Raw genomic sequence first — 22275 nt, 5'->3', positions numbered from 1 at the left:
ATTTAATGGATGTGAGAAGTCCAGAGGATGCTTGGAACATCCTCCGGACTTTAAAGTCCCGTGTTCAACATAGGTGTGGTAAGCAGATTTACCAACATTGTGCTGAAGGGGACCCTCTGTCTTGCCCGTTAAGGATCTCAACTCTTAACGAACAGGCTCTGAAGAGTGGTGCCCGAACCCGGAATCGAACCAGGGACACGGGGATTTTCAATCCCCTGCTCTACCGACTGAGCTATTCGGGCAACGGGGCGCATTAAACCGTAAAGGCCGCAGGCCGTCAACGGCTTTCATGAAAAAACCCTGCAAAACGTGACTGATTGCCTGAATTTCAGTCAAAGGCGTTGAAACTCACGCCAGTGCACCATTTTTACGGCACAGGGCAATGCTTAATATATCTTCCGCCAGACGTTTGGCGACATCCACATCCTGCACATTGCGCTTGATCAGCAGCTTGCTTAAGCAGCCTTCCAGCACCAGCTCCATTTGATCGGCCACCATACTCGGGTTATCCAGACCCAGCGCATTTAAAATAGTGTGGGTAAATTCCCAGGAGGCGCGCTTCTGTTTTTCTGCCAGTTGATGAATGGGTTGATCGGGATGCGGATAGAAGCTGCAGGCGGCGATAAACAGGCAGCCGGGAAAGCGTCCCTTGGTGACATGCTCATTTAACCCTTCGTAGCGCGCCATTAACTTCTGTTCGGGTCGCAGTGCGCTGTTTTGTAATACCTCTTGTCGCCAGCTGTCGATTTGCTGGGCATGAAACTGCAATGCGTCATAGAGCAGTGCGTCGCGGTCAGCCCAGAACTGCTCAAGTTGCTGCTCGCTGAGTCGCATCTCTTCGGCCAGGATTTTCAGCGACGAGGTGGACGCTAAGCCATTTTGTTCAAGCACGTTTAATGCATGGTCAAGTATCTGTTCACGTTGCAAACCGTTCTCCTCTGCGATGCAGGCCCGTTCAGGTCAACGGGCTGTGTCCAGGTTCCAGTGTTGTTTACTCACGCAGTTTCTGCAAATGTTCGTCAAAATCCTTTGGCTTCAGGAAACCGGTGATACGTGAACCGGGAATTTCTTTTCCCTGAGCATCAAAGAATAAAATCGTGGGCAGCCCCAGCACGTGAAGATGCTGCAACAGCCCATTGTCGGTAGCCGTGTTCGCCGTGACGTTAGCCTGTAACAGCTGGACATCCTTAAGACTGGCACGTACCGCACTGTCGCTAAAGGTGTACTTCTCAAACTCTTTACAGGCTACGCACCAGTCCGCGTACAAATCCACCATCGTCATGCGGCCCTGTGTCTGTTGCAGTGCCTGATCTAACTGGCTAACCGTTTGAACAGACTGAAAGGGAAGGTGCGCGACAGTTTGCTGTGGCGCGTCATTGCCAAACGCCCAGTCCTGCAAAGGGCGAGCGCTGATCAGGGCGGCGATCAGCATGAGCATTTGCACGATACGCCATTTGCCGCCGCTGGCGCGCAGGCTGGCACTGAAGGCCCACGCAAAAAAGGCGACGCCCAGCAGGCTCCATAAGCGCACGCCCCATAGCTCACCCAGCACCCGTTCCAGCAGGAAAACCGGCAGCGCGAGAATAACGAACCCAAACCCTTCCTTTACGGTCTGCATCCAGGGGCCGCTTTTAGGCAGGAAGCGGCTACCGAACAGCGTCACGGCAATCAGCGGTAAGCCCATACCGATGGCATACAGCCACAATGTACCGGCACCCGCCAGCAGGTTACCGCTCTGTGCGATATAGAGCAGGATGGCACTGAGCGGCGCGGTGGTGCAGGGGGAACAAATTAAACCTGCCAGCGCGCCCATCAGGAAAACGCTGGGCAGTGAGCCGCCCTGCTGACGGTTGCTCCACAGCGTCAGACGGGTTTGTACGCTGGCGGGTAACTGTAGCGAAAACAGGCCAAACATCGACATGGCCAGCACTACAAACAGCACGGATAAACCGATCAGGACATAGGGATGCTGTAAGGCCGCCTGAAAACGCAGGCCAGCCGCGGCGACTGTCACGCCGAGCAAGGTATAGGTAAGCGCCATTCCTTGCACATAAACCAGGGCCAGCGCGAACAGGCGACCCAGCGAGTTGTTACGCTTACCGCCAAGGATAATGCCCGAAATCAGGGGATACATCGGTAAGACGCAGGGCGTAAATGCCACACCGATACCAATCAGCAACGCCCACAATGGCGAAAAGGGGAGCGGGCTGGCGGTGGCGGGCGGGCGCTCCCCTGAGTCTGCATCCGCGCTGGCGACAACGGGCGTGAGTGGAATGCTGCGCGTTTCAGGTGGATAACAGAAGCCGGCGGCAGCACAGCCCTGATACGTCACGCTCAGCGTACTGCCCCTGGCGGCCTGTTGCAGCGTGACGGGCACGTTCAGGTTCTGCGGATAAATCTCGCTCTTACCAAAAAATTCATCTTCGTGTGGCTGACCCGCTGGCAAGGCCACAGGCGCGATACGCGCATTGTTGGCGACGACCCTGATTTGCTGGCGGTAGAGATAGTAGCCGTCTTTAACCTTCCAGTGCAGATTGAGCTGTGCGCCCTGTTGATCGAAATCAAAAGCAAAAGCCTGGTCGACGGGCAAAAAGCGGCTGGTGGTTTTGGGGGCAAACAGGTCAGCCTGCGCCTGCAGGCAGATAAACAGGGCCAGTATCAGGGTAATTAAGCGAGCGATGCGTGCAGCCATGACAAGTATTCACTGTCTCCATGTTGAACCGGAAGCACCAGCAGTTCTGGTACGTCATAAGGATGTGAGCGCTTAAGCAGATCGAGCAATGCCTGCTGATGAGCTGTATCGCATTTGAGTAACATCTGAACTTCGCTGGCCTGCTCCAGCTGGCCCTGCCAGACGTAGTACGAGGTGGCACCCGGTAAAAGGGTGACACAGGCGGCCAGTCTGGCCTTCAGCGCCTGGGTGGCAAGCTGCTGCGCGCACGCCTGGTCAGGGGCGGTGCAGAGGATGACAACGGCATTCATCATGAGGCTCCTGTTGAAAATCGCGTCGATGATAGCATGTTCACTGTGCGGCCGGGACTACAGCAGCAGCCCACCAAAAATAAAGCCGAACACGACAGACAGGGTGATGGCCAGCACGCCGGGAATGATAAAGGCATGGTTGAAAACGAACTTACCGATTCGGGTCGAGCCAGTGTCATCCATCTCAACGGCGGCTAACAGTGTGGGATAGGTCGGTAACACAAACAGCGCTGACACGGCGGCAAAAGAAGCGATAGCTGTCAAAGGGGTGACGCCAAGGGCTAACGCCGCAGGCAGCAGGGCTTTCGCGGTTGCTGCCTGAGAATAGAGCAGCATCGAAGAAAAGAACAATACCAGCGCCAGCATCCACGGATAGGTTTTTAAGGTATCCCCCGCCAGCATCTGGATATCAGCCAGATGGGCTTTGACGAAGGTATCGCCGAGCCAGGCTACGCCCATGACGCAGACGCAGGCACTCATACCGGATTTAAACGTACTGGCGCTCAGAATCGCGCCGCTGTCAATATTACAGGTCAGACTAATCAACGTAGCAATAGTGAGCATAAACACCACAATCGCTTCGTTGCGCGGCAGGGGCGGATTGACGATCAGGTTTACGCTTTCGCTGGTAATGGTCGCATAGATCACCACGGCAGCAATCCCGATCAGGAACAGCAGGACAGATTTTCTGGCGCCAGGTCTGGCGTGATAGACGGTTTCCCCACGCAGGGCCACGTCGCCTTTCGCCAGGCGAGCCTGATAAACGGCGTCATCTTTCAGCTCTTTTCCCAGGAAGTTAGTGACCAGCGCGGCAAGAAACAGCCCAACCATGGTAGCCGGAATGGCGATGGCCAGCAGCATGATATAGCTTACGCCGCGCGGTTCGAGCAGCGTGGCAAAGAAGACGACCGCCGCCGAGATTGGCGAGGCGGTAATGGCAACCTGAGATGCGACAACCGCCATCGACAGCGGACGAGAAGGACGCACGCCTTGCTCTTTCGCCACCTCGGCGATGACCGGCAGGGTAGAGAAGGCGGTATGACCGGTGCCCGCCAGCAGCGTCATCACATAGGTGACCAGCGGGGCAAGAAAGGTGACATAACGGGGATGACGACGCAGCAGGCGTTCGGCAAGGCTGACCAGGTAGTCCATGCCGCCAGCAACCTGCATGGCCGCAATCGCCGCGATGACCGCCATGATGATTTCAATCACATCAAACGGAATGGCGCCTGGCTTCATACCAAAGCCAAGCGTCAGGATGAGCACGCCCATGCCGCCCGCAAAGCCAATACCGATCCCGCCAAGACGCGCGCCCAGCCAGATCGCCAGTACCACGATAAACAGTTCAACCAGGAACATGTGCCACTCCCGAAATGATGATGAGCCGAAAAGCAAACCCATCCTTTTAACAAACAAAAAGGCACATCGTTTTGATTACGATGTGCCTTTTACACCAGTAAGCGCAATTACGCCTTACTGTTCGTTTTCATCGGTATAGCGTTTCGCCTTGTAAACCGGATACATCAGGTTTTGCACAGAGAAAATATCATCCAGCTCGCTTTCGGTCAGCAGGCCGCGCTCCAGCACCACCTCGCGCACGCTTTTGCCGGTTTCGGCGCAAATTTTACCGACGATGTCACCATTGTGGTGGCCGATATAGGGGTTCAGATAGGTCACAATCCCAATGGAGTTAAACACGTAGGCTTCGCAGACCGCTTTGTTCGCCGTGATACCGTTGACGCATTTTTCCAGCAGGTTATAGCAGGCGTTGGTCAGAATGCTGATCGATTCAAACAGCGCCTGACCGATGACCGGCTCCATGACGTTGAGCTGAAGCTGGCCGGCTTCCGACGCCATCGTGACCGTCGTATCGTTACCAATCACCTTGAAGCACACCTGATTGACGACTTCAGGCACCACCGGATTCACCTTGGCAGGCATGATGGAGGAACCGGCTTGCAGCTCCGGCAGGTTAATCTCGTTCAGGCCCGCGCGTGGGCCGGAAGAAAGCAGGCGCAGGTCATTACAGATCTTCGACAGTTTGACAGCCAGGCGTTTGAGCGATGAATGCACCATGACATAGGCACCGCAGTCTGAAGTGGCTTCGATCAGGTCTTCGGCGGGCACTACCGCGAGGTTGCTGACTTCCGCCAGTTTCTGCACCGCCAGCTGCTGGTAACCGTCCGGCGTGTTCAGGCGCGTACCGATAGCGGTTGCGCCCAGGTTCACTTCCAGCAGCAGTTCGCCAGTGCGCAAAATGCTTTTCGTCTCTTCATTCAGCAGAACGCTGTAGGCATGGAACTCCTGGCCCAGCGTCATCGGCACCGCATCCTGTAGCTGGGTACGACCCATTTTTAAAATGGTCTGGAATTCATCGGCTTTACGCTGAAACCCGTCCGCTAACTGACTGATACCGTCGAGCAGTTTCAGCAGTGAGCTGTAAACGGCAATACGAAAACCCGTCGGATAGGCATCGTTAGTGGACTGGCATTTATTTACGTGGTCGTTCGGGTTCAGGTACTGATATTCGCCTTTTTGATGCCCCATCAGCTCCAGACCAATATTCGCCAGTACCTCATTGGTATTCATATTCACCGAGGTGCCTGCGCCGCCCTGATAAACATCAACCGGAAACTGATCCATGCAGCGACCGTTGTTCAGCACTTCATCGCAGGCCTGAATAATGGTGTTGGCGATATCACGCGGTAAGGTCTGTAGCTCTTTGTTTGCCATCGCCGCGGCTTTTTTCACCATCACCATGCCGCGAACAAACTCAGGAATGTCACTGATTTTGCTGTTGCTGATGTAAAAGTTTTCAATCGCACGCAAAGTATGAACGCCATAGTAAGCATCCGCCGGAACTTCACGCATGCCTAACAGGTCTTCTTCGATACGAATGTTGTTCGCCATGATAACCTTCTTGTTGTCACTGCTAACCATCGCAGATGATGTGTTTGTTTTGTGGGGAAGCGCCAGAACCGCTATTTTATCCGTATTCAGGCAGGTGAGCACGATCCTATTCTGACAGAGACGCAAAGCGCGAACAGAGATCACCTGTCTGGCCGCGTTACGTTAACAATATGTGAAATCGCTCACAAAAATAACCCGTAAGCAAAAATTTGCCGGGTGCGGTTGAAATTGACGATCAGAATAACCATCTCTGTTTTTTACCTTTTTCACATTCATATTCCACGCTGTCGGGTTAACGACCGGGCAGCCTGACTCACAGGAGAATCCGGTGCGCTGGTTACCGTTAGTGATCTTTTTCGTACTGGCCTGGATTGAGATCTCACTTTTCATTCAGGTTGCACACGTCCTGGGCGTGCTGCTCACCATGCTGCTGGTGGTTTTCACCTCCTGCATTGGCGTGTCTTTAGTCAAAAATCAGGGCATGAAAAACTTTATGCTGATGCAGGAGAAGCTGGCACGTAATGAAAGCCCGGCACAGGAGATGATCAAAAGCGTTTCGCTGATCATTGCCGGTTTCCTGCTGCTGCTGCCTGGTTTCTTTACCGATATGCTGGGGCTGCTTCTGCTGCTGCCACCGGTGCAAAAGCACCTCACGCTGAAGCTGATGCCGCATTTGCGCGTCTGGCGCGGGCCGGGAGCGGGCCCGGACAGTGGCTATACCATGGATGGCGAGTACGAACGTAAAGATACCGATCGTCTTGAACACCATGACGATCCTAAGGATCGTTAATTCCCACCCTGCGCGACGTCGGGTCGCGCTTTTTGTTTGTTCGCCCGCCCGTTTGCCACCTTTGTTCAAAAAGTCATCAGTCGCATCATCAGGCAAAAAAAATTTGTAGGTTCCCCCTTGAAAGAGGGAAAGCGCGGCCCTATCTCTCTGGTCACGAGGCCGGAAGCCACACAGCCCGGTATTCAACCCAAAAATGAATGATTGGACTTCTCAAAGGAGAGCTATCAAATGAAAATTCGTCCATTACACGATCGCGTAATCGTGAAGCGTAAAGAAGTGGAAGCTAAGTCAGCGGGTGGCATCGTGCTGACCGGTTCTGCTGCAGGCAAATCCACGCGCGGTGAAGTGCTGGCTGTGGGTAAAGGCCGTATTCTTGAAAGTGGCGAAGTGAAGCCGCTGGATGTGAAAGTGGGTGACGTTGTGATTTTCAGCGAAGGCTACGGTGCCAAAACGGAGAAAATCGACAATGAAGAAGTCCTGATCATCTCTGAAAGCGACATTCTGGCGATTGTTGAAGCGTAAGTTTTACGCGTAATTCACTGAACGAAACGAATTTAAGGGAAATTTGAAATGGCAGCTAAAGACGTAAAATTCGGTAATGACGCACGCGTAAAAATGTTGCGTGGCGTAAACGTACTGGCAGATGCAGTAAAAGTTACCCTGGGTCCTAAAGGCCGTAACGTAGTTCTGGATAAATCTTTTGGTGCACCGACCATCACGAAAGATGGCGTTTCTGTTGCGCGTGAAATCGAGCTGGAAGACAAGTTCGAAAACATGGGTGCGCAGATGGTGAAAGAAGTTGCCTCTAAAGCCAACGATGCGGCGGGCGACGGTACCACCACGGCAACCGTACTGGCGCAGTCCATCATCACCGAAGGCCTGAAGGCCGTTGCGGCAGGCATGAACCCGATGGATCTGAAGCGCGGTATCGACCAGGCGGTTGTTGCTGCAGTTGAAGAACTGAAAAAACTGTCTGTGCCTTGCTCAGACTCTAAAGCGATTGCGCAGGTGGGTACCATCTCTGCAAACTCTGATGAAACCGTCGGTACCCTGATCGCGCAGGCGATGGAAAAAGTGGGTAAAGAAGGCGTTATCACCGTTGAAGAAGGCACCGGTCTGCAAGACGAGCTGGATGTGGTTGAAGGTATGCAGTTCGACCGCGGTTACCTGTCTCCGTACTTCATCAACAAGCCAGAAACAGGCGCAGTAGAACTGGAATCCCCGTTCATCCTGCTGGCTGACAAGAAAATTTCTAACATTCGCGAAATGCTGCCAGTGCTGGAAGCCGTTGCGAAAGCAGGCAAACCGCTGCTGATCATCGCGGAAGACGTAGAAGGCGAAGCGCTGGCTACCCTGGTGGTGAACACCATGCGTGGTATCGTGAAAGTGGCTGCGGTTAAAGCACCTGGCTTCGGCGATCGTCGTAAAGCGATGCTGCAGGATATCGCTATCCTGACTGGCGGTACCGTTATCTCTGAAGAGATCGGCATGGAGCTGGAAAAAGCTGCGCTGGAAGATCTGGGTCAGGCGAAGCGTGTGGTTATCAATAAAGACACCACCACTATCATCGATGGCGTGGGTGAAGAAAGCACCATCCAGGGCCGCGTTACCCAGATTCGTCAGCAGATCGAAGAAGCGACCTCTGACTACGACAAAGAAAAACTGCAGGAGCGTGTGGCTAAACTGGCAGGCGGCGTAGCCGTACTGAAAGTAGGCGCAGCGACTGAAGTTGAAATGAAAGAGAAGAAAGCGCGCGTTGAAGATGCCCTGCACGCAACCCGTGCTGCGGTTGAGGAAGGCGTGGTTGCAGGTGGTGGTGTGGCGCTGGTTCGTGTGGCAGCACAGCTGTCAGAACTGCGTGGTCAGAACGAAGACCAGAACGTGGGTATCAAAGTTGCGCTGCGCGCAATGGAAGCTCCGCTGCGTCAAATCGTTTCTAACGCCGGTGAAGAGCCTTCTGTTGTTGCCAACAACGTGAAAGCGGGTGACGGTAACTACGGTTACAACGCGCAGACTGAAGAATACGGCAACATGATCGACTTCGGTATTCTGGACCCAACCAAAGTGACCCGTTCTGCACTGCAGTACGCGGCGTCGGTTGCTGGCCTGATGATCACCACCGAATGTATGGTCACTGACCTGCCGAAAAGCGATGCGCCAGATTTAGGTGCAGGCGCTGGCGGTATGGGTGGCATGGGCGGAATGGGCGGCATGATGTAATTGCCCCCTGACCCTTGCGTCACAGGAACCCCCGATCGGAAACGGTCGGGGGTTTTTCTTTTGCTGAGGAAAAGGTATAAGTAGTGGCGCAACGGTTACGTTGGCACGGATTAGGGCAATGAATGTGCAGAAAAAATGCGTGTTTTTCTGCTACGCTGCCATCCGACTCTGATGATAATAAATGGGGATTATAATGCGGATTAACCTCTTGCTCGGTCTGACGGCTGGCGCGTTATTGCTTGCGGGCTGCAGCAGCTCAACCGAACTCTCTTCTGCAGGTCAGCGCGTCACCTTTACCGATCAGCAGCCTGGCAAACAGTGTCAGCTTCTGGGCACCCTGACCGGCTCACAAAGTAACTGGTTAAGCGGAGCCGGTGGTGAAACCAGCGCACTGCGTGGTGCGGCTAACGATCTGCGTAACCGTGCAGCAGAAATGGGCGGTAACGTGATTTACGGTGCGACCAGCCCGACACAAAACCTGCTTTCAGCGTTTGCACCACTCGACAGTAAAATGACCGGCCAGGTTTATAAGTGCCCTAACTGATCGGGCAATGAACTGGCAAGATTTCTGAGACGACCGGCCCGCGTGCCGGTCGTTTTTTTATGCGTGGATGAAATGTAAGAGGCTGTATTTGCTTGAAGTGCAACCGTTCCGCGAGGCTTTGCTTCAGTGCCGAAACAGGGCTTGTCAGGGCCGGATTATTCCTGCCGAAGTTGCAGATCCAGGGGGGTTTTACTGGGCTCACCCCCGATTTCGCGCGCCAGCTTCGGTACCAGATAACCGGAGACCAAAGGCAGCAGATCGCGCATCAGGGCACGCGCGTCCTGATCCGAAACATAGAAATGCGCCGCGCCCTGCACTTTATCCAGTACGTGCAGGTAGTAGGGCAGAATGCCCGCATCAAACAGTGCGTTGCTCAATGCCGCAAGGCATTGCGCCCGATCGTTCACGCCGCGCAGCAACACGCTCTGATTGAGTAACGTTACGCCAGCGCGCTTAAGGCGCGTCATGGCGTCGCAGAGGGCGTCATCGATCTCGTTGGCATGATTGATGTGGGTGACCATCAGAACCTGCAGGCGCGTTTCCGCCAGCGTCTGACAGAGCGCCTGCGTAATGCGCGCAGGGATCACCACCGGCAGTCGGCTGTGAATGCGTAACCGTTTCAGATGGGGAATGGCAGCCAGCGCCTCAATCAGCCAGGCGAGTTCATGATCTTTCGCCATTAACGGATCGCCGCCAGAAAAGATGATCTCATCCAGTTCAGGGTGATCGGCAATATAATCAAGCGCTGCCTGCCAGTTACGCTTATTGCCCTGATTATCCTGATAAGGAAAATGACGGCGGAAGCAGTAACGGCAATTCACGGCGCAGCCACCTTTGACCAGCAGCAGGGCCCGGTTTTGGTATTTGTGCAGTAATCCCGGCACCACGCTGTTTTGCTCATCTAACGGATCGGTGCTATAACCTGGCGCTTCAATGAATTCCTGGCGGCTGGTCAATACCTGAAGCAAAAGGGGATCCTGCGCATCGCCTTTTTTCATCCGCTGGATAAATGCGCGCGGCACGCGCAGGGCAAAAAGCCGACGTGCATCGCTGCCAGCAGCCAGATCCGGAAGATGATCGAGCGCTAAAAGTTGCAGTAATTCATGAGGATCAGTGACAACATCAGCAAGTTGCTGCAACCAATCTTCTCTGGAAGGGGAATTTAGGGTTACAATGTGTGCCATTTTTTTGGCTATTACCAGTTAATATCTACAGAGGGCCTTTATGGCGACTTATCTTAGCAACGATTTCCGTACCGGTCTTAAAATCATGTTCGAAGGCGAACCTTATGCCATCGAATCAAGCGAGTTTGTTAAGCCGGGTAAAGGTCAGGCGTTTGCACGTGTAAAAATGCGTCGTCTGCTGACCGGTTCACGCGTTGAGAAAACCTTCAAATCAACCGATTCTGCCGAAGGCGCAGACGTGAAGGATATGACGCTGCAGTACTCTTACAACGACGGCGATTTCTACTACTTCATGCACCCGGAAAGCTTTGAGCAGTACCAGGTTGAAGCTAAAGTGCTGGATGAAGTACAGAAGTGGTTGCAGGACAATGCGGAGTGTATCGTAACCTTGTGGAACGATAAACCGATTGCAGTTCAGCCACCGAACTTTATCGAAGCGGAAGTGATTGAAACTGACCCAGGCCTGAAAGGCGATACCGCGGGTACAGGCGGCAAGCCTGCCACGCTGTCTACCGGCGCCGTCATTAAAGTACCTTTATTCGTTCAGATTGGCGAGGTGGTGAAAGTGGACACCCGCTCTGGCGAATACGTTTCACGCGTAAAATAATCCTGAGAGGCGCATCCTGTGATGCGCCTTTTTTATGTGAGTTTCAACAATGAAAAAACTGGCAAAACTTATCGCGCTGGCGTTGCTGGTCTCTTCTGGACTGAGCGCCTGTAATACCTTTCACGGTTTTGGCGAGGATGTTTCTCACCTGGGTGGGGCTATTTCTCGCGCCGCGAAGTAACACGGCAGAATTTCCTTTTTTCAGCGGGTTAGGCTCGCAGCGTGGCGTAATCGGTCTATGCTTTAAAAGCTGTACTTTTAATGCAACGTAAAAAAGGAACTGGCTTATGTTAAAGAAAAGTATTGTTGCGATTTTTTCTGTGGTGATGTTATCAGCATTGTTGTCAGGCTGTAATACCACGCGTGGCGTTGGCGAAGACGTTGAAGCAGGCGGTCAGGCGATTCAACGTAGCGCGCAGTAAGCTCCAAAAACCGGTACGAACGTCTTTCGTACCGGCTTTATTTTCTCTTCTATCCCTGTTTAACCCAAATCAACTCATCCACCGGGAAACCGGCCTGACGTGCCTGCTGTACCAGCTTTTGCTTCACGTCGTTGTCCAGCTGCGGCGTGCGGGACAGAATCCATAAATAGTGGCGGTTAGGTCCGCAGACCAGCGCATAGCGGTAGTTGGGATCCAGCGCAATAACGTTATAGCCACCATAAAAGGGGCCAAAGAAAGAAACTTTGAGCGCGGCGCGTTGTTTGTCGCCGGTAAAGTAAGCTTTGCCCACGCTCTCCTGCCAGCGCTGCTTTTTCGGGTTATAGCCGCGGTTAACCACCTTGAGGCCGCCGTCTTCCCGAGGACTGTAGTTTGCCGTCACCTGTTCAAGACCGCGTTCAAAGCCGTGATTCAGCCGGGCGATCTCATACCATTGACCGAGATAACGCTCACTATCGAAGTGTTCAACGACGGTAACATTCTTCGGCGGTGTGGTTGAGCAGGCAACGGACAAGACGGTACTCAGGCTGGCGACCAGTGTTTTCCATGGAGACATAAAAAGATTCCTTTGTTATTTAACCTGTTAATTATAGAACCCGGCCAGTTTATTGGACAGTTTTGCGCCATGATTGTCTGGCACCGCCATTGCGAGTAGACTTCCCACCCTTATTTGTATCAGGAGTCATCACCATGAGTGAAACGGCAAGCTGGCAACCGGGCGCGTCCATTGCCAATTTAATTAAACGCGCAGGCATTGTGGCTGAAGTGCGTCGTTTCTTTGCCGATCGTGGCGTACTGGAAGTGGATACGCCAGCCATGAGTCAGGCGACCGTCACCGATATCCATCTGGTGCCTTTCCAGACGCGGTTTGTCGGCCCCGGCATGTCCGACGGATGCGACCTCTGGCTGATGACCAGCCCGGAATACCATATGAAACGCCTGCTGGCAGCCGGTAGCGGGCCGATTTATCAGATGGGACGTTGCTTCCGCAATGAAGAGGCCGGACGGCACCACAATCCTGAATTCACCATGCTGGAGTGGTATCGCCCCCATTATGATATGTACCGGCTGATGAACGAAGTGGACGATTTGCTTCAGCAGGTGCTGGAGTGCGACAGCGCGGAATCCCTCTCATATCAGCAGGCGTTTATTCGTCATCTTGATCTGGACCCGCTTTCTGCGGATAAAACGCAATTGCGGGAGGCCGCAGAAAAGCTGGGTGAGGGCGAGCTGGCGAATCGGGAAGAGGATCGCGATACCTTGCTGATGCTGCTGTTTATGTTGGGCGTGGAACCCAAAATTGGTCAGGATAAGCCCTGTTTTGTCTATCACTTTCCGGCCAGCCAGGCGGCACTGGCGGAGATCAGCACAGAAGACCATCGCGTTGCCGAACGCTTTGAGGTTTATTACAAGGGCATTGAACTAGCGAACGGCTTCCGTGAACTGACGGACAGCCGTGAACAGCGTCAGCGTTTTGAACAGGATAATCGCCGCCGTGCAGCACGCGGGCTGCCGCAGCACCCGATTGATCATTACCTGCTGGCGGCGCTGGAACATGGCATGCCAGCCTGTTCAGGCGTAGCGCTGGGCATAGATCGGTTGATTATGCTGGCACTGAAGGCCGACTCGCTGAGTGAGGTTATCGCCTTTCCGGTAGACCGCTGCTAGTCAAGGCTTCGCGCCAGCTTACGCTGAGAAGCCTACTGACCTGAGCCAGAAACAGACAAGGCCGCGCATTGCGCGGCCTTGTCTGTTTTTTCCGCGGGCGTTCCCGTCAAAATGTTTTGCCTACTGACTGTTGTCCGGAAACTCCTGAATCGTCACCGGCAGGGTCAGCTTCTTATCATTACGCAGCACCTGGACATCAATCACTGAGCCGGGACGGATTTCGGCAACCTGGTCCATGGTTTCCTGTGCCGATATAGCCGGTTTTCCGTTCACACTCAGCAACACATCGTTAGGCTCAATACCGGCTTTATCTGCCGGGCCGCCGGGCGTAACGACGCTGACGATAATCCCCTGAACTCTGTCCAGACTGTTTCCCTGACCGTGCAGCGGGGGCACTTCGCGCCCTGTGATACCGATGTAGCCACGTATAACCCGGCCATCGCGAATCAGCTTATCCATGATTTTCGACGCAAGTGCGGTGGGAATGGCAAAACCGATTCCCTCGGGCGTTTCACCGTCGCTGCTTTTGTCGAAGGTCAGGGTGTTAATTCCCATCAGCTCGCCCAGCGAATTGATTAACGCGCCACCGGAGTTGCCCTGGTTAATGGAGGCATCGGTCTGCAGGAAATTCTGGCGGCCTGACGAGCTCAGTCCGACCCGACCCGTTGCGCTGATAATGCCCTGCGTGACCGTTTGCCCAAGGTTATAGGGGTTACCAATAGCCATCACGACATCGCCAATGTGTGCGACACGTTTGGGATTAATGGGGATCACCGGCAGATTCGGCGCGGTGATTTTCAGCACCGCTAAATCGGTCATCGCATCCGACCCAACCAGCGTCGCCTCGAAGAAGCGGCCATCCTGCAGAGCGACGATGATTTGATCGGCATTATTAATGACGTGCTTGTTGGTCAGAATATAGCCTTTGGCATTCATGATCACGCCGGAACCCAGCGTGGTGATACCACGGTTATTGTTCCCTTGCGTACTGCGGTTATAAACGTTGACCACGGCAGGCACAGCGCGGCGCACCCCTTGATTGAAGCCAAAGGGCGTTTCATCGTTACTGTCATTTTGACTATAGAGGGCAGCACCGCCCAAACGCAGTGCGGGCAACGCTGCGAGCAAGATGCCCGCAACAATCAGTCCCAACACCACTGAACGCAAAAGTTTAAGAAACATGGTGTTAAATCACGTCAGGGGAGAACGTTGGGGAGAATACCATGCGCGGGGCGGACACACACGTGCTTGTGTCCGCCATTATGCGTGGTTTATCTCAATAACAGATAGATGCTTTCCTGACCGCGCACGACATTCAGCGCCAGCACAGGTGGTTTGGCTTCCAGCACTTTGCGCATTTCGGCAATATTCTGGACGCGCGTGCGGTTAACGCCAATGATGACATCATCTTTTTGCAGGCCCACTTGTTCAGCCGGCGTGCCTTTTTCGATGCCGTCAATCTTCACGCCTTTATCACCGGTTTTCGTCTGACCATCGCTCAGCGTGGCACCCTGAAGAGCCGGTGACAGCAGTTGTGCGCTGGCGGTTGTCTGAGCACTCTGCTCAAGAGTGACCTCAACGCTGACGGGTTTGCCTTCACGCAGCAGGCCCAGCTTCACTTTCTCGCCGGGTGCCGTGGTGCCGATTTTTACGCGCAACTCAGCAAAACTGGTGATGGGTTTATCATTCACAGAAACAATGATATCTCCCGACTTAATACCGGCTTTCTGTGCCGCCGACTGCGGCAGCACTTCTGACACAAACGCGCCGCGTTGGGCATCGACGTTAAACGCCTTGGCCATATCCGCAGTCATTTCCGTGCCTTTAATACCAAGCTGACCGCGTTTGACTTCGCCATACTTAATCAACTGATCGGCCAGGTTGATTGCCATATCGCTTGGAATCGCAAAGCCAATGCCGATATTACCGCCGCTGGAGGCGAGGATGGCGGTGTTAATACCAATCAGTTCGCCGTTTAAATTCACCAGCGCACCGCCGGAGTTACCGCGGTTGATGGCGGCATCCGTCTGGATAAAGTTCTCCAGCCCCTCAAGATTCAGTCCGCTGCGGCCCAGTGCCGAAATAATCCCGGACGTAGCCGTCTGGCCCAGCCCAAAGGGATTACCAATAGCGACGGCAAAATCGCCCACCTTAAGTTGGTCGGAATCCGCGACTTTAATCTGCGTCAGGTTCTTAGCGCCCTGGATCTGAATCAGGGCAATATCCGTTTGTTCATCGTGACCGATGAGTTTGGCGTCATATTCACTGCCGTCGCCCAACTGGACATTGATTTTATCGGCGCCGTTGACCACGTGGTTGTTCGTTAACACGTAGCCCTTCGCGGCGTCGATAATGACGCCGGAACCCAGGCCTTCAAACGGTTGTGGCTGAGACTGACCGCCGCCAGGCAGTTGGCCAAAGAAACGCTTTAAGGGTTCAGGAATATCCTGGGCCTGTGAATCCGACTGCGTGCCTTCAACATGCACACTGACCACGGCAGGTAACACTTTTTCCAGCATCGGTGCCAGGCTGGGCAGTGGCTGCCCCTGAATCTGTGCAGGTAGCGTCGCCATTGCGCCGGGCGCAGCGGCAAGACTCATTCCAATACTCAAGGCTAACGCGCTTAACAGTCGTGCTTGTTTTTTCATTGCTACAACGCTCTCGCTGCAAAAAGTGGGGGGAATAAATCAGTGAGACAGCCGTTTGCGGCCGGGGTTCGCAAAAACAGCGGGCACAGCGTGGCTGTGCCCGATGCGCTTAGTCGCGCACGGCGCGTTCACCGCGCAGTAAACCGGAAGCGCCTTCTGAGTAATCGCGTGGCATCTGAACCGGTGCCTGATCGTTATCGGCTTCCGCTTCGGTCAGTTGCCAGGCAAAGGGATTTTTGTCGCCAGGCATGTTTGGCAGCAGGTCATTAGATCCTTTCGCCATATGCTGGTAAAGCTGACGGTAATCGCGTGCCATGTTGTCAAGCAGCTCGGCGCTTTGCGCAAAGTGGTTGGTCAGCTCTTCACGATAATCAGCCAGTTCGGCTTTCGTTTTATCCAGCTCATACTGCATGCTGCGCTGCTCGCGCAGTTTCCTGTTGCCAAAACGCATGGCTACTGCGCCGACAATGATACCTACCACTAAACCAATTAGCCCGTATTCCCAGGTCATAATGACTCCCGTGTTATTTCCGTTGTTCCGTAGGGCGTTGCACCACTTAATAATAGTCACTATACCCGTTAATCTTATGGATGTGGAACTCTGGAGCGCCATGCCTTAGTGTAGAGCGGCCTTTTTTTCGACAAACGATGTGTGAATAAGACAACATTCAGGGACACTGAGCGAACCATGCAAACCTCATCTCCGCTTGCCCGCTATGAGCAGGCGCTATCGCAGGGCGATTTTAAGCCCGACGATGTACAACGTGAAGCGATCACCCGCTTAGATGCTATCCAGCAAGGGCTCATCGCCCGCCAGCAGACGACTGAACCTGCCTCGCAGGGGTTGTTTGGTCGTCTGTCGAAGCTGATGGGTAAAGAGAAGTCCCAGGTCAAAACGCCGGTACGTGGCTTGTATATGTGGGGCGGCGTGGGGCGCGGGAAAACCTGGGTCATGGATCTGTTTTTTCAGTCTATTCCTGGCAACCGCAAGCTGCGCTTACACTTTCACCGCTTTATGCTGCGCGTGCACGAAGAGCTGACCGAACTGCAGGGGCACAGCGATCCGCTGCTGATCATCGCCGATCGCTTCAAAGCCGAAACCGATATTTTGTGCTTTGACGAATTTTTTGTGTCCGATATTACGGATGCCATGTTGCTGGGCACGTTAATGGAAGCGTTGTTCGAACGGGGCATCAGCCTGGTCGCCACCTCGAATATTCCGCCCGATAACCTCTATAAAAACGGTTTACAGCGCGCGCGTTTCCTGCCGGCCATTGAGCAGATCAAGCAACATTGTGACGTCATGAACGTTGATGCGGGCATTGATTACCGTCTGCGCACGCTGACGTCGGCGCATCTGTGGAAGTCTCCTTTAGGGCCAGAAACCTACGCCGATATGGATCGCATGTTCCAGGCGCTGTCAGGGGAAAAACGCGACAGCGCACCGGTGCTGGAGATCAACCATCGCAAAATGCCCACGCTGGGTGTCAGTGAAGGCGTGGTGGCAATCGACTTCAAAACCCTGTGTGGGGAAGGGCGCAGCCAGCACGATTACATCGAACTGTCGCGCCGCTTTCACAGCGTGCTGCTGTTTGATGTGCCGGTCATGATTTATAAAACGGAAGATCAGGCGCGGCGTTTTCTGGCGCTGGTGGATGAGTTTTACGAGCGCCATGTCAAACTGGTCGTCGCCGCGGAAACCTCGCTGTTCGAAATTTATCAGGGTACGCGCCTGAAATTTGAATACCAGCGCTGCCTGTCGCGTTTGCAGGAAATGCAGAGCGAAGAGTATCTGCGGCTGGCGCATTTACCCTGAGATTCCGGGTAATAAATGAAAATAGAGTTCGATTTTTGTAATCGACTTCTCTATAATCTTGCGACCCCACGTTACGGCACTGGATTTTTTTCCCAAATCCTCTGCGCGCCGGTAACGCTATCCGAAGGGGTGGCTTGCTGGTCAAAATGGTCGTGTGAGCCTCATTCGTTTACTTAAGCGTTTGGGATTTCACCAACGTGTAACTTAATTTGGGTAAGCTTTTCGATGAAAACTTTTACAGCTAAACCAGAAACCGTCCAACGTGACTGGTATGTTGTTGACGCAACTGGCAAAACCTTGGGTCGCCTGGCGACTGAACTGGCACGCCGTCTGCGTGGTAAGCATAAAGCGGAATACACTCCGCACGTTGATACAGGTGATTACATCATCGTTCTGAACGCTGAGAAAGTTGCTGTCACCGGCAACAAGCGTTCTGACAAGATTTACTATCACCACACTGGTCACATCGGTGGTATCAAACAGGCGACCTTTGAAGAGATGATTGCTCGCCGTCCTGAGCGCGTGATTGAGATCGCGGTTAAAGGCATGCTGCCGAAGGGCCCGCTGGGTCGTGCTATGTACCGTAAACTGAAAGTTTACGCAGGTAACGAGCACAACCATGCGGCACAGCAACCGCAAGTTCTTGACATTTAATCGGGATTAAAGGCAATGGCTGAAACTCAAAACTACGGCACTGGTCGCCGCAAAAGCTCATCCGCACGCGTCTTCATCAAGCCGGGTAGCGGTAACATCGTCATCAACCAACGCTCTCTGGAGCAGTATTTCGGTCGTGAGACTGCACGCATGGTCGTGCGTCAGCCTCTGGAACTGGTTGATATGGTTGGCAAACTGGACCTGTACATCACCGTTAAAGGTGGTGGTATCTCTGGTCAGGCAGGCGCGATCCGTCACGGTATCACCCGCGCTCTGATGGAGTATGATGAGTCACTGCGTGGCGAACTGCGTAAAGCAGGCTTCGTTACTCGCGATGCTCGTCAGGTTGAACGTAAGAAAGTCGGCCTGCGTAAAGCACGTCGTCGTCCTCAGTTCTCCAAACGTTAATTGTTGCTGCTTCGGCAGTCACAGTTGGCACAAAAAACCCGCTTCGGCGGGTTTTTTGCTTTTCATGCCAGGCGGCGCAGTCACAGAAAACAACAATGCTGTTCGCATTTTACCCGCAAAAATGCATTCCCCCGCCCACAAGCTGCCTAAAATCTGGTAAACTCCCTGTCACTTTGCGCCCGCAAGCTGGCGCGTTATGCGCCTGGCATCAGTCGGGAGTGGTTAGCGCGGATTGCGAGCGAGTTCTATGAGCAGGTGAGTCGCCGTGTGGTTGGCCATTCGCAGTAACTTTTTGTGAACAAACTGGGAGGTTTTCATGGCTGTCGCTGCCAACAAACGTTCGGTAATGACGCTGTTTTCTGGTCCTACTGACATTTTTAGCCATCAGGTGCGTATTGTGCTGGCCGAGAAAGGTGTCAGCGTAGAGATCGAGCAGGTCGAAATGGATAACCTGCCGCAGGATCTGATTGACCTCAATCCGTACCGTACTGTGCCGACGCTGGTTGATCGCGAACTGACACTGTATGAATCACGCATCATCATGGAATACCTTGATGAGCGTTTCCCACACCCGCCTTTGATGCCGGTTTATCCGGTTGCGCGTGGCGAAAGCCGTTTGATGATGCACCGTATCGAGCAAGACTGGTACAGCCTGATGAGAAAGGTCGAGAACAGCAGCGGTCAGGAAGCCGAAGCGGCGCGTAAGCAGCTGCGTGAAGAGTTACTGGCGATTGCCCCCCTGTTTGGACGTTCACCTTTCTTTATGAGCGACGAGTTCAGCCTGGTTGACTGCTACCTGGCACCGCTGCTGTGGCGCTTACCGTCAATGGGCATCGATCTGCTGGGATCGGGCTCAAAAGAGCTGAAAGGCTATATGAACCGCGTATTTGAACGTGACTCCTTCCTTGCTTCACTGACTGAAGCTGAACGTGAAATGCGCCTGCAAGCCCGGGGCTGATTTATGGAAATGTCGCAACTTACGGCCCGTCGCCCCTATTTGCTGCGGGCTTTTTATGACTGGCTCCTGGATAACCAGCTGACGCCGCATCTGGTGGTCGATATTAACCTGCCGGGCGTTCAGGTTCCGCTGGAATATGCACGGGACGGTCAGATCGTCCTCAACATTGCGCCGCGCGCTGTAGGCAATCTTGAGCTGGGTAACGAGGAAGTCTCGTTCAATGCCCGCTTTGGCGGCGTGCCGCGCCAGGTGAACGTGCCGATGGCGGCCATTCTGGCCATCTATGCGCGTGAAAACGGTGCGGGGACCATGTTTGAGCCTGAACCGGCTTATGAAGGGGCATCCCAGGCGTTCCCGGAAAATCAGGAAGAGACGGTCATGTCAGTGATTGATGGCGATCGCCCTGACGATGCCAGCGATGACGACAACTCACCTGATGACGATCCGCCACCGCGCGGCGGTCGTCCCGCACTGCGTGTGGTGAAATAACTCAGAATGCCTGTCAGCCGACAGGCATTTTTTTGATCGTCAGAATGATGAGCGAAAAAAAATCCGGGCGCACAGCGTACCCGGATTTTTGCTTTCTGCGGCTGAGATTAGTACACGTCGCGCAGGTAGCGTTTCTCTTTCTTCAACTGATCGATGTAGTCCGCCGCGCGCTCGCTGGACAGACCACCAAACTGGCGTACGATTTCATACAGCGCATTATCCACGTCTTTCGCCATGCGTGAGGCATCACCACAGACGTAGAAATACCCACCTTCCTGCAACCAGGCGTACAGTTCGGCGCCCTGTTCCAGCATGCGGTTTTGCACGTAGACCTTTTTGTCCTGGTCGCGTGAGAACGCCAGATCGAGACGCGTCAGCAAACCGCTCTCATGCCAGGCCGTCAGTTCTTCACGGTAAATGAAGTCATGCTCCTGATGCTGATCGCCAAAGAACAGCCAGTTTTTGCCTTGCGCACCGGTCACCTGACGTTCCTGCAGGAACGCACGGAAAGGGGCGATGCCGGTACCCGGGCCGACCATGATCATGGGCGCATTGCCGTTGGCCGGAACCCGGAAGGATTTATTCGGCGAAATAAAGATCGCCGGCTTTTCGCCACGACGCACGCGCTCGGCCAGGTAGGTTGAACAGACTCCGCTACGGTTGCGGCCGCCACTGTGATAGCGCACAGCCGCAATCGTCAGGTGAACCTGGTTAGGATGCGCTTTGGAACTGGACGAAATGGAGTAGGCACGGTGCTGCAGCGGACGCAGCAGGGCGACGAACTCAGGCACGCTCAGGCTGCGGGTCAGCTCAAGTTGCAGCAGGTCCAGCGTATCTTTGCCCCACAGCCAGACACCCAGGGCATCTTTATCATCGTGCTGAAGTACGTGACGCAGTTCCTGGTTCGTGGTGTTCTGTCCAACCCACTCAATCAGCTTGCGTGAAGGCTCAGAAATTTCAAACTGGTAGGTCAGCAGATCGCCAAGACTTCTGTCGAAGCCGGGGACGGGCGTCTGATAATCGGCGTTCAGTTGTGTCAGCAGCAGGCTGACCAGCGACGGTTCGTTCACCGGGATCACACCCAGCGCATCGCCCGCTTCGTACTTCAGACCGCTGTCAGTCAGATCAAATTCGAAATGGCGAATGTCTTTCGCAGACTGCTCACTCGACAGGCGCTTGTTGGTGATGAGGGCTGCGGCATAGGGATTGGATTTGTTGCTGCCGGGGATGACCGGGGCTTCCGGTGCACTTTCCAGAACCGTGCCGCTGCTGCCTGCGCTGCTGGCGAACTGTGGCATCGTGCTGTTCAGCCACGCATGCGAAGGCTCTTCATAATCAATATCGCAGTCAATACGATCAACAACACGTTTGGCACCCAGCTGTTCCAGGCGCATATCCAGGAATTTACCGGCCTGGCAGAAACCGTCATAGCCGGTGTCGCCGATAGCCAGAACGGCAAAGTGCATCTGCTCCAGACGCGGTGCGGTACTGGCGGAGATGGCGTCCCAGAATAACTGGGCATTGTCCGGCATTTCACCTTCACCGTAGGTCGAGGTGACGATCAGCACGTGGCGCATTGTGGCAAACACGTCGAGATCCACATCGCCCAGCGCCTGAACGACAGGCACCAGGCCTTTAGCACGGGCCGATTTGGCCGCAGACTGGGCCAGAGCTTCAGCGTTACCGGTCTGCGAACCATAAAGAATGTGCAGTTGGGTCGTTGCAGCGGCGGCGTTGCCCGCGGCAGGTTGCTGTTTGTCTTCTAACACCAGCAAACGGGAGTGCAGGCCAGCCAGAAAGCCCGCCAGCCAGTATTTCTGATCACCATTGAAAGGTGCATCTTCAGGAATGTATGGAATTTTCATGGATACCTTTACTCAATCCCGCTCTTAACCATCATGTTTCGCACCGCCGTGAGTATGGCGAAACCCGTCCTCTCAGCGGCCGTCTGCCACAG

General features: G+C 54.1%; 24 protein-coding genes and 1 tRNA gene. 13 read left to right on the top strand and 12 right to left on the bottom strand.

The annotated features are described in order from the left end of the window. Positions 1-166: 166 nt before the first annotated feature. From RAC65_RS19635 to aspA, 6 genes are all read right to left on the bottom strand, one after another. A tRNA-Phe gene (locus tag RAC65_RS19635) sits at positions 167-242 on the bottom strand. Positions 243-348: 106 nt separating this feature from the next. Then, a complete protein-coding gene (locus RAC65_RS19630) occupies positions 349-927 on the bottom strand; it encodes a transcriptional regulator (protein WP_006121703.1) in 579 nt (192 codons plus the stop codon). Between the two features lie 64 nt (positions 928-991). Continuing rightward, entirely contained in the window at positions 992-2692 is a 1701-nt protein-coding gene (locus RAC65_RS19625; protein ID WP_375097059.1) for a protein-disulfide reductase DsbD, read from the bottom strand. Then, positions 2668-2982, bottom strand: a complete 315-nt coding sequence (cutA, locus tag RAC65_RS19620; RefSeq protein WP_006121705.1) for a divalent cation tolerance protein CutA — start codon at positions 2980-2982, stop codon at positions 2668-2670. The genes RAC65_RS19625 and cutA overlap by 25 nt, the downstream gene beginning before the upstream one ends. A gap of 57 nt (positions 2983-3039) precedes the next feature. Then, positions 3040-4341, bottom strand: coding sequence for an anaerobic C4-dicarboxylate transporter (locus RAC65_RS19615; RefSeq protein WP_033739146.1), 1302 nt, complete (start codon positions 4339-4341; stop codon positions 3040-3042). Between the two features lie 114 nt (positions 4342-4455). Further along, positions 4456-5892, bottom strand: coding sequence for an aspartate ammonia-lyase (gene aspA, locus RAC65_RS19610; RefSeq protein WP_033739147.1), 1437 nt, complete (start codon positions 5890-5892; stop codon positions 4456-4458). Between the two features lie 328 nt (positions 5893-6220). On the opposite strand from aspA, the gene RAC65_RS19605 reads away from it, so the two are divergent. From RAC65_RS19605 to RAC65_RS19590, 4 genes are all read left to right on the top strand, one after another. Further along, complete coding sequence (locus RAC65_RS19605) at positions 6221-6682, top strand: FxsA family protein (protein WP_006121708.1); 462 nt, start codon at positions 6221-6223, stop codon at positions 6680-6682. Between the two features lie 228 nt (positions 6683-6910). Further along, complete coding sequence (locus RAC65_RS19600; protein WP_006121709.1) at positions 6911-7204, top strand: co-chaperone GroES; 294 nt, start codon at positions 6911-6913, stop codon at positions 7202-7204. A gap of 48 nt (positions 7205-7252) precedes the next feature. Further along, on the top strand, positions 7253-8902 hold the full coding sequence (groL, locus tag RAC65_RS19595; protein ID WP_006121710.1) for a chaperonin GroEL: 1650 nt from the start codon (positions 7253-7255) through the stop codon (positions 8900-8902). Positions 8903-9095: 193 nt separating this feature from the next. Then, on the top strand, positions 9096-9446 hold the full coding sequence (locus RAC65_RS19590) for a DUF4156 domain-containing protein (protein ID WP_006121711.1): 351 nt from the start codon (positions 9096-9098) through the stop codon (positions 9444-9446). 155 nt (positions 9447-9601) lie between these two features. Here RAC65_RS19590 and epmB read toward each other — a convergent pair whose 3' ends face one another. Further along, a complete protein-coding gene (epmB, locus tag RAC65_RS19585; RefSeq protein WP_033739151.1) occupies positions 9602-10630 on the bottom strand; it encodes an EF-P beta-lysylation protein EpmB in 1029 nt (342 codons plus the stop codon). Positions 10631-10670: 40 nt separating this feature from the next. On the opposite strand from epmB, the gene efp reads away from it, so the two are divergent. From efp to RAC65_RS19570, 3 genes are all read left to right on the top strand, one after another. Further along, entirely contained in the window at positions 10671-11237 is a 567-nt protein-coding gene (gene efp, locus RAC65_RS19580) for an elongation factor P (protein WP_006121713.1), read from the top strand. A gap of 49 nt (positions 11238-11286) precedes the next feature. After that, positions 11287-11418 (top strand): entericidin A/B family lipoprotein, encoded by a 132-nt coding sequence (locus RAC65_RS19575; RefSeq protein WP_006121714.1) that lies wholly within the window; start codon positions 11287-11289, stop codon positions 11416-11418. A gap of 106 nt (positions 11419-11524) precedes the next feature. Continuing rightward, positions 11525-11659 carry an entericidin A/B family lipoprotein gene (locus RAC65_RS19570; RefSeq protein ID WP_006121715.1) on the top strand — a complete coding sequence of 45 codons (135 nt, stop codon included), beginning with the start codon at positions 11525-11527 and terminating at the stop codon, positions 11657-11659. 49 nt (positions 11660-11708) lie between these two features. Here RAC65_RS19570 and RAC65_RS19565 read toward each other — a convergent pair whose 3' ends face one another. Beyond that, positions 11709-12233 carry a lipocalin family protein gene (locus RAC65_RS19565; RefSeq protein WP_375097058.1) on the bottom strand — a complete coding sequence of 175 codons (525 nt, stop codon included), beginning with the start codon at positions 12231-12233 and terminating at the stop codon, positions 11709-11711. A gap of 134 nt (positions 12234-12367) precedes the next feature. Here RAC65_RS19565 and epmA point away from each other — a divergent pair, with 134 nt between their 5' ends. Continuing rightward, a complete protein-coding gene (gene epmA, locus RAC65_RS19560) occupies positions 12368-13345 on the top strand; it encodes an elongation factor P--(R)-beta-lysine ligase (protein WP_033739156.1) in 978 nt (325 codons plus the stop codon). Between the two features lie 120 nt (positions 13346-13465). On the opposite strand, the gene degS is transcribed toward epmA, so the two are convergent. The 3 genes from degS to zapG form a co-directional block, all read right to left on the bottom strand. Further along, complete coding sequence (gene degS / locus RAC65_RS19555; protein WP_033739158.1) at positions 13466-14527, bottom strand: outer membrane-stress sensor serine endopeptidase DegS; 1062 nt, start codon at positions 14525-14527, stop codon at positions 13466-13468. 89 nt (positions 14528-14616) lie between these two features. Beyond that, the gene (degQ, locus tag RAC65_RS19550) at positions 14617-15993 is read right to left on the bottom strand and encodes a serine endoprotease DegQ (protein WP_039338905.1); all 1377 of its coding nucleotides are present in this window, start codon (positions 15991-15993) and stop codon (positions 14617-14619) included. 109 nt (positions 15994-16102) lie between these two features. Next, entirely contained in the window at positions 16103-16504 is a 402-nt protein-coding gene (gene zapG, locus RAC65_RS19545; protein ID WP_006121720.1) for a Z-ring associated protein ZapG, read from the bottom strand. A gap of 177 nt (positions 16505-16681) precedes the next feature. Between zapG and zapE the strand changes: the two genes are divergently transcribed. The 5 genes from zapE (at position 16682) to sspB (ending at position 20318) form a co-directional block, all read left to right on the top strand. Next, the gene (zapE, locus tag RAC65_RS19540; protein WP_058702619.1) at positions 16682-17809 is read left to right on the top strand and encodes a cell division protein ZapE; all 1128 of its coding nucleotides are present in this window, start codon (positions 16682-16684) and stop codon (positions 17807-17809) included. Positions 17810-18034: 225 nt separating this feature from the next. Further along, positions 18035-18463: a 50S ribosomal protein L13 gene (gene rplM / locus RAC65_RS19535; RefSeq protein WP_006121722.1), complete on the top strand. Its 429-nt coding sequence runs from the start codon at positions 18035-18037 to the stop codon at positions 18461-18463. Between the two features lie 15 nt (positions 18464-18478). Then, a complete protein-coding gene (rpsI, locus tag RAC65_RS19530; protein WP_006121723.1) occupies positions 18479-18871 on the top strand; it encodes a 30S ribosomal protein S9 in 393 nt (130 codons plus the stop codon). Between the two features lie 316 nt (positions 18872-19187). After that, positions 19188-19829, top strand: coding sequence for a stringent starvation protein SspA (gene sspA / locus RAC65_RS19525; protein ID WP_033739161.1), 642 nt, complete (start codon positions 19188-19190; stop codon positions 19827-19829). A gap of 3 nt (positions 19830-19832) precedes the next feature. Next, positions 19833-20318, top strand: coding sequence for a ClpXP protease specificity-enhancing factor (sspB, locus tag RAC65_RS19520; RefSeq protein WP_006121725.1), 486 nt, complete (start codon positions 19833-19835; stop codon positions 20316-20318). Between the two features lie 107 nt (positions 20319-20425). Here sspB and RAC65_RS19515 read toward each other — a convergent pair whose 3' ends face one another. Further along, positions 20426-22183, bottom strand: a complete 1758-nt coding sequence (locus RAC65_RS19515) for a sulfite reductase subunit alpha (RefSeq protein WP_006121726.1) — start codon at positions 22181-22183, stop codon at positions 20426-20428. Positions 22184-22275 lie beyond the last annotated feature (92 nt).

The organism is Pantoea sp. BS_8, assembly GCF_041954965.1.
GTDB lineage: Bacteria > Pseudomonadota > Gammaproteobacteria > Enterobacterales > Enterobacteriaceae > Pantoea > Pantoea stewartii.
This window is presented reverse-complemented; position numbering and strand designations above follow the sequence as displayed.

Coding starts and splice junctions, on each gene's coding strand:
- RAC65_RS19625 (WP_375097059.1), bottom strand. CDS start 2,692: ATGGCTGCACGCATCGCTCGCTTAATTACCCTGATACTGGCCCTGTTT.
- cutA (WP_006121705.1), bottom strand. CDS start 2,982: ATGAATGCCGTTGTCATCCTCTGCACCGCCCCTGACCAGGCGTGCGCG.
- RAC65_RS19615 (WP_033739146.1), bottom strand. CDS start 4,341: ATGTTCCTGGTTGAACTGTTTATCGTGGTACTGGCGATCTGGCTGGGC.
- aspA (WP_033739147.1), bottom strand. CDS start 5,892: ATGGCGAACAACATTCGTATCGAAGAAGACCTGTTAGGCATGCGTGAA.
- RAC65_RS19600 (WP_006121709.1), top strand. CDS start 6,911: ATGAAAATTCGTCCATTACACGATCGCGTAATCGTGAAGCGTAAAGAA.
- groL (WP_006121710.1), top strand. CDS start 7,253: ATGGCAGCTAAAGACGTAAAATTCGGTAATGACGCACGCGTAAAAATG.
- RAC65_RS19590 (WP_006121711.1), top strand. CDS start 9,096: ATGCGGATTAACCTCTTGCTCGGTCTGACGGCTGGCGCGTTATTGCTT.
- epmB (WP_033739151.1), bottom strand. CDS start 10,630: ATGGCACACATTGTAACCCTAAATTCCCCTTCCAGAGAAGATTGGTTG.
- efp (WP_006121713.1), top strand. CDS start 10,671: ATGGCGACTTATCTTAGCAACGATTTCCGTACCGGTCTTAAAATCATG.
- RAC65_RS19575 (WP_006121714.1), top strand. CDS start 11,287: ATGAAAAAACTGGCAAAACTTATCGCGCTGGCGTTGCTGGTCTCTTCT.
- RAC65_RS19570 (WP_006121715.1), top strand. CDS start 11,525: ATGTTAAAGAAAAGTATTGTTGCGATTTTTTCTGTGGTGATGTTATCA.
- RAC65_RS19565 (WP_375097058.1), bottom strand. CDS start 12,233: ATGTCTCCATGGAAAACACTGGTCGCCAGCCTGAGTACCGTCTTGTCC.
- epmA (WP_033739156.1), top strand. CDS start 12,368: ATGAGTGAAACGGCAAGCTGGCAACCGGGCGCGTCCATTGCCAATTTA.
- degS (WP_033739158.1), bottom strand. CDS start 14,527: ATGTTTCTTAAACTTTTGCGTTCAGTGGTGTTGGGACTGATTGTTGCG.
- degQ (WP_039338905.1), bottom strand. CDS start 15,993: ATGAAAAAACAAGCACGACTGTTAAGCGCGTTAGCCTTGAGTATTGGA.
- zapG (WP_006121720.1), bottom strand. CDS start 16,504: ATGACCTGGGAATACGGGCTAATTGGTTTAGTGGTAGGTATCATTGTC.
- zapE (WP_058702619.1), top strand. CDS start 16,682: ATGCAAACCTCATCTCCGCTTGCCCGCTATGAGCAGGCGCTATCGCAG.
- rplM (WP_006121722.1), top strand. CDS start 18,035: ATGAAAACTTTTACAGCTAAACCAGAAACCGTCCAACGTGACTGGTAT.
- rpsI (WP_006121723.1), top strand. CDS start 18,479: ATGGCTGAAACTCAAAACTACGGCACTGGTCGCCGCAAAAGCTCATCC.
- sspA (WP_033739161.1), top strand. CDS start 19,188: ATGGCTGTCGCTGCCAACAAACGTTCGGTAATGACGCTGTTTTCTGGT.
- sspB (WP_006121725.1), top strand. CDS start 19,833: ATGGAAATGTCGCAACTTACGGCCCGTCGCCCCTATTTGCTGCGGGCT.
- RAC65_RS19515 (WP_006121726.1), bottom strand. CDS start 22,183: ATGAAAATTCCATACATTCCTGAAGATGCACCTTTCAATGGTGATCAG.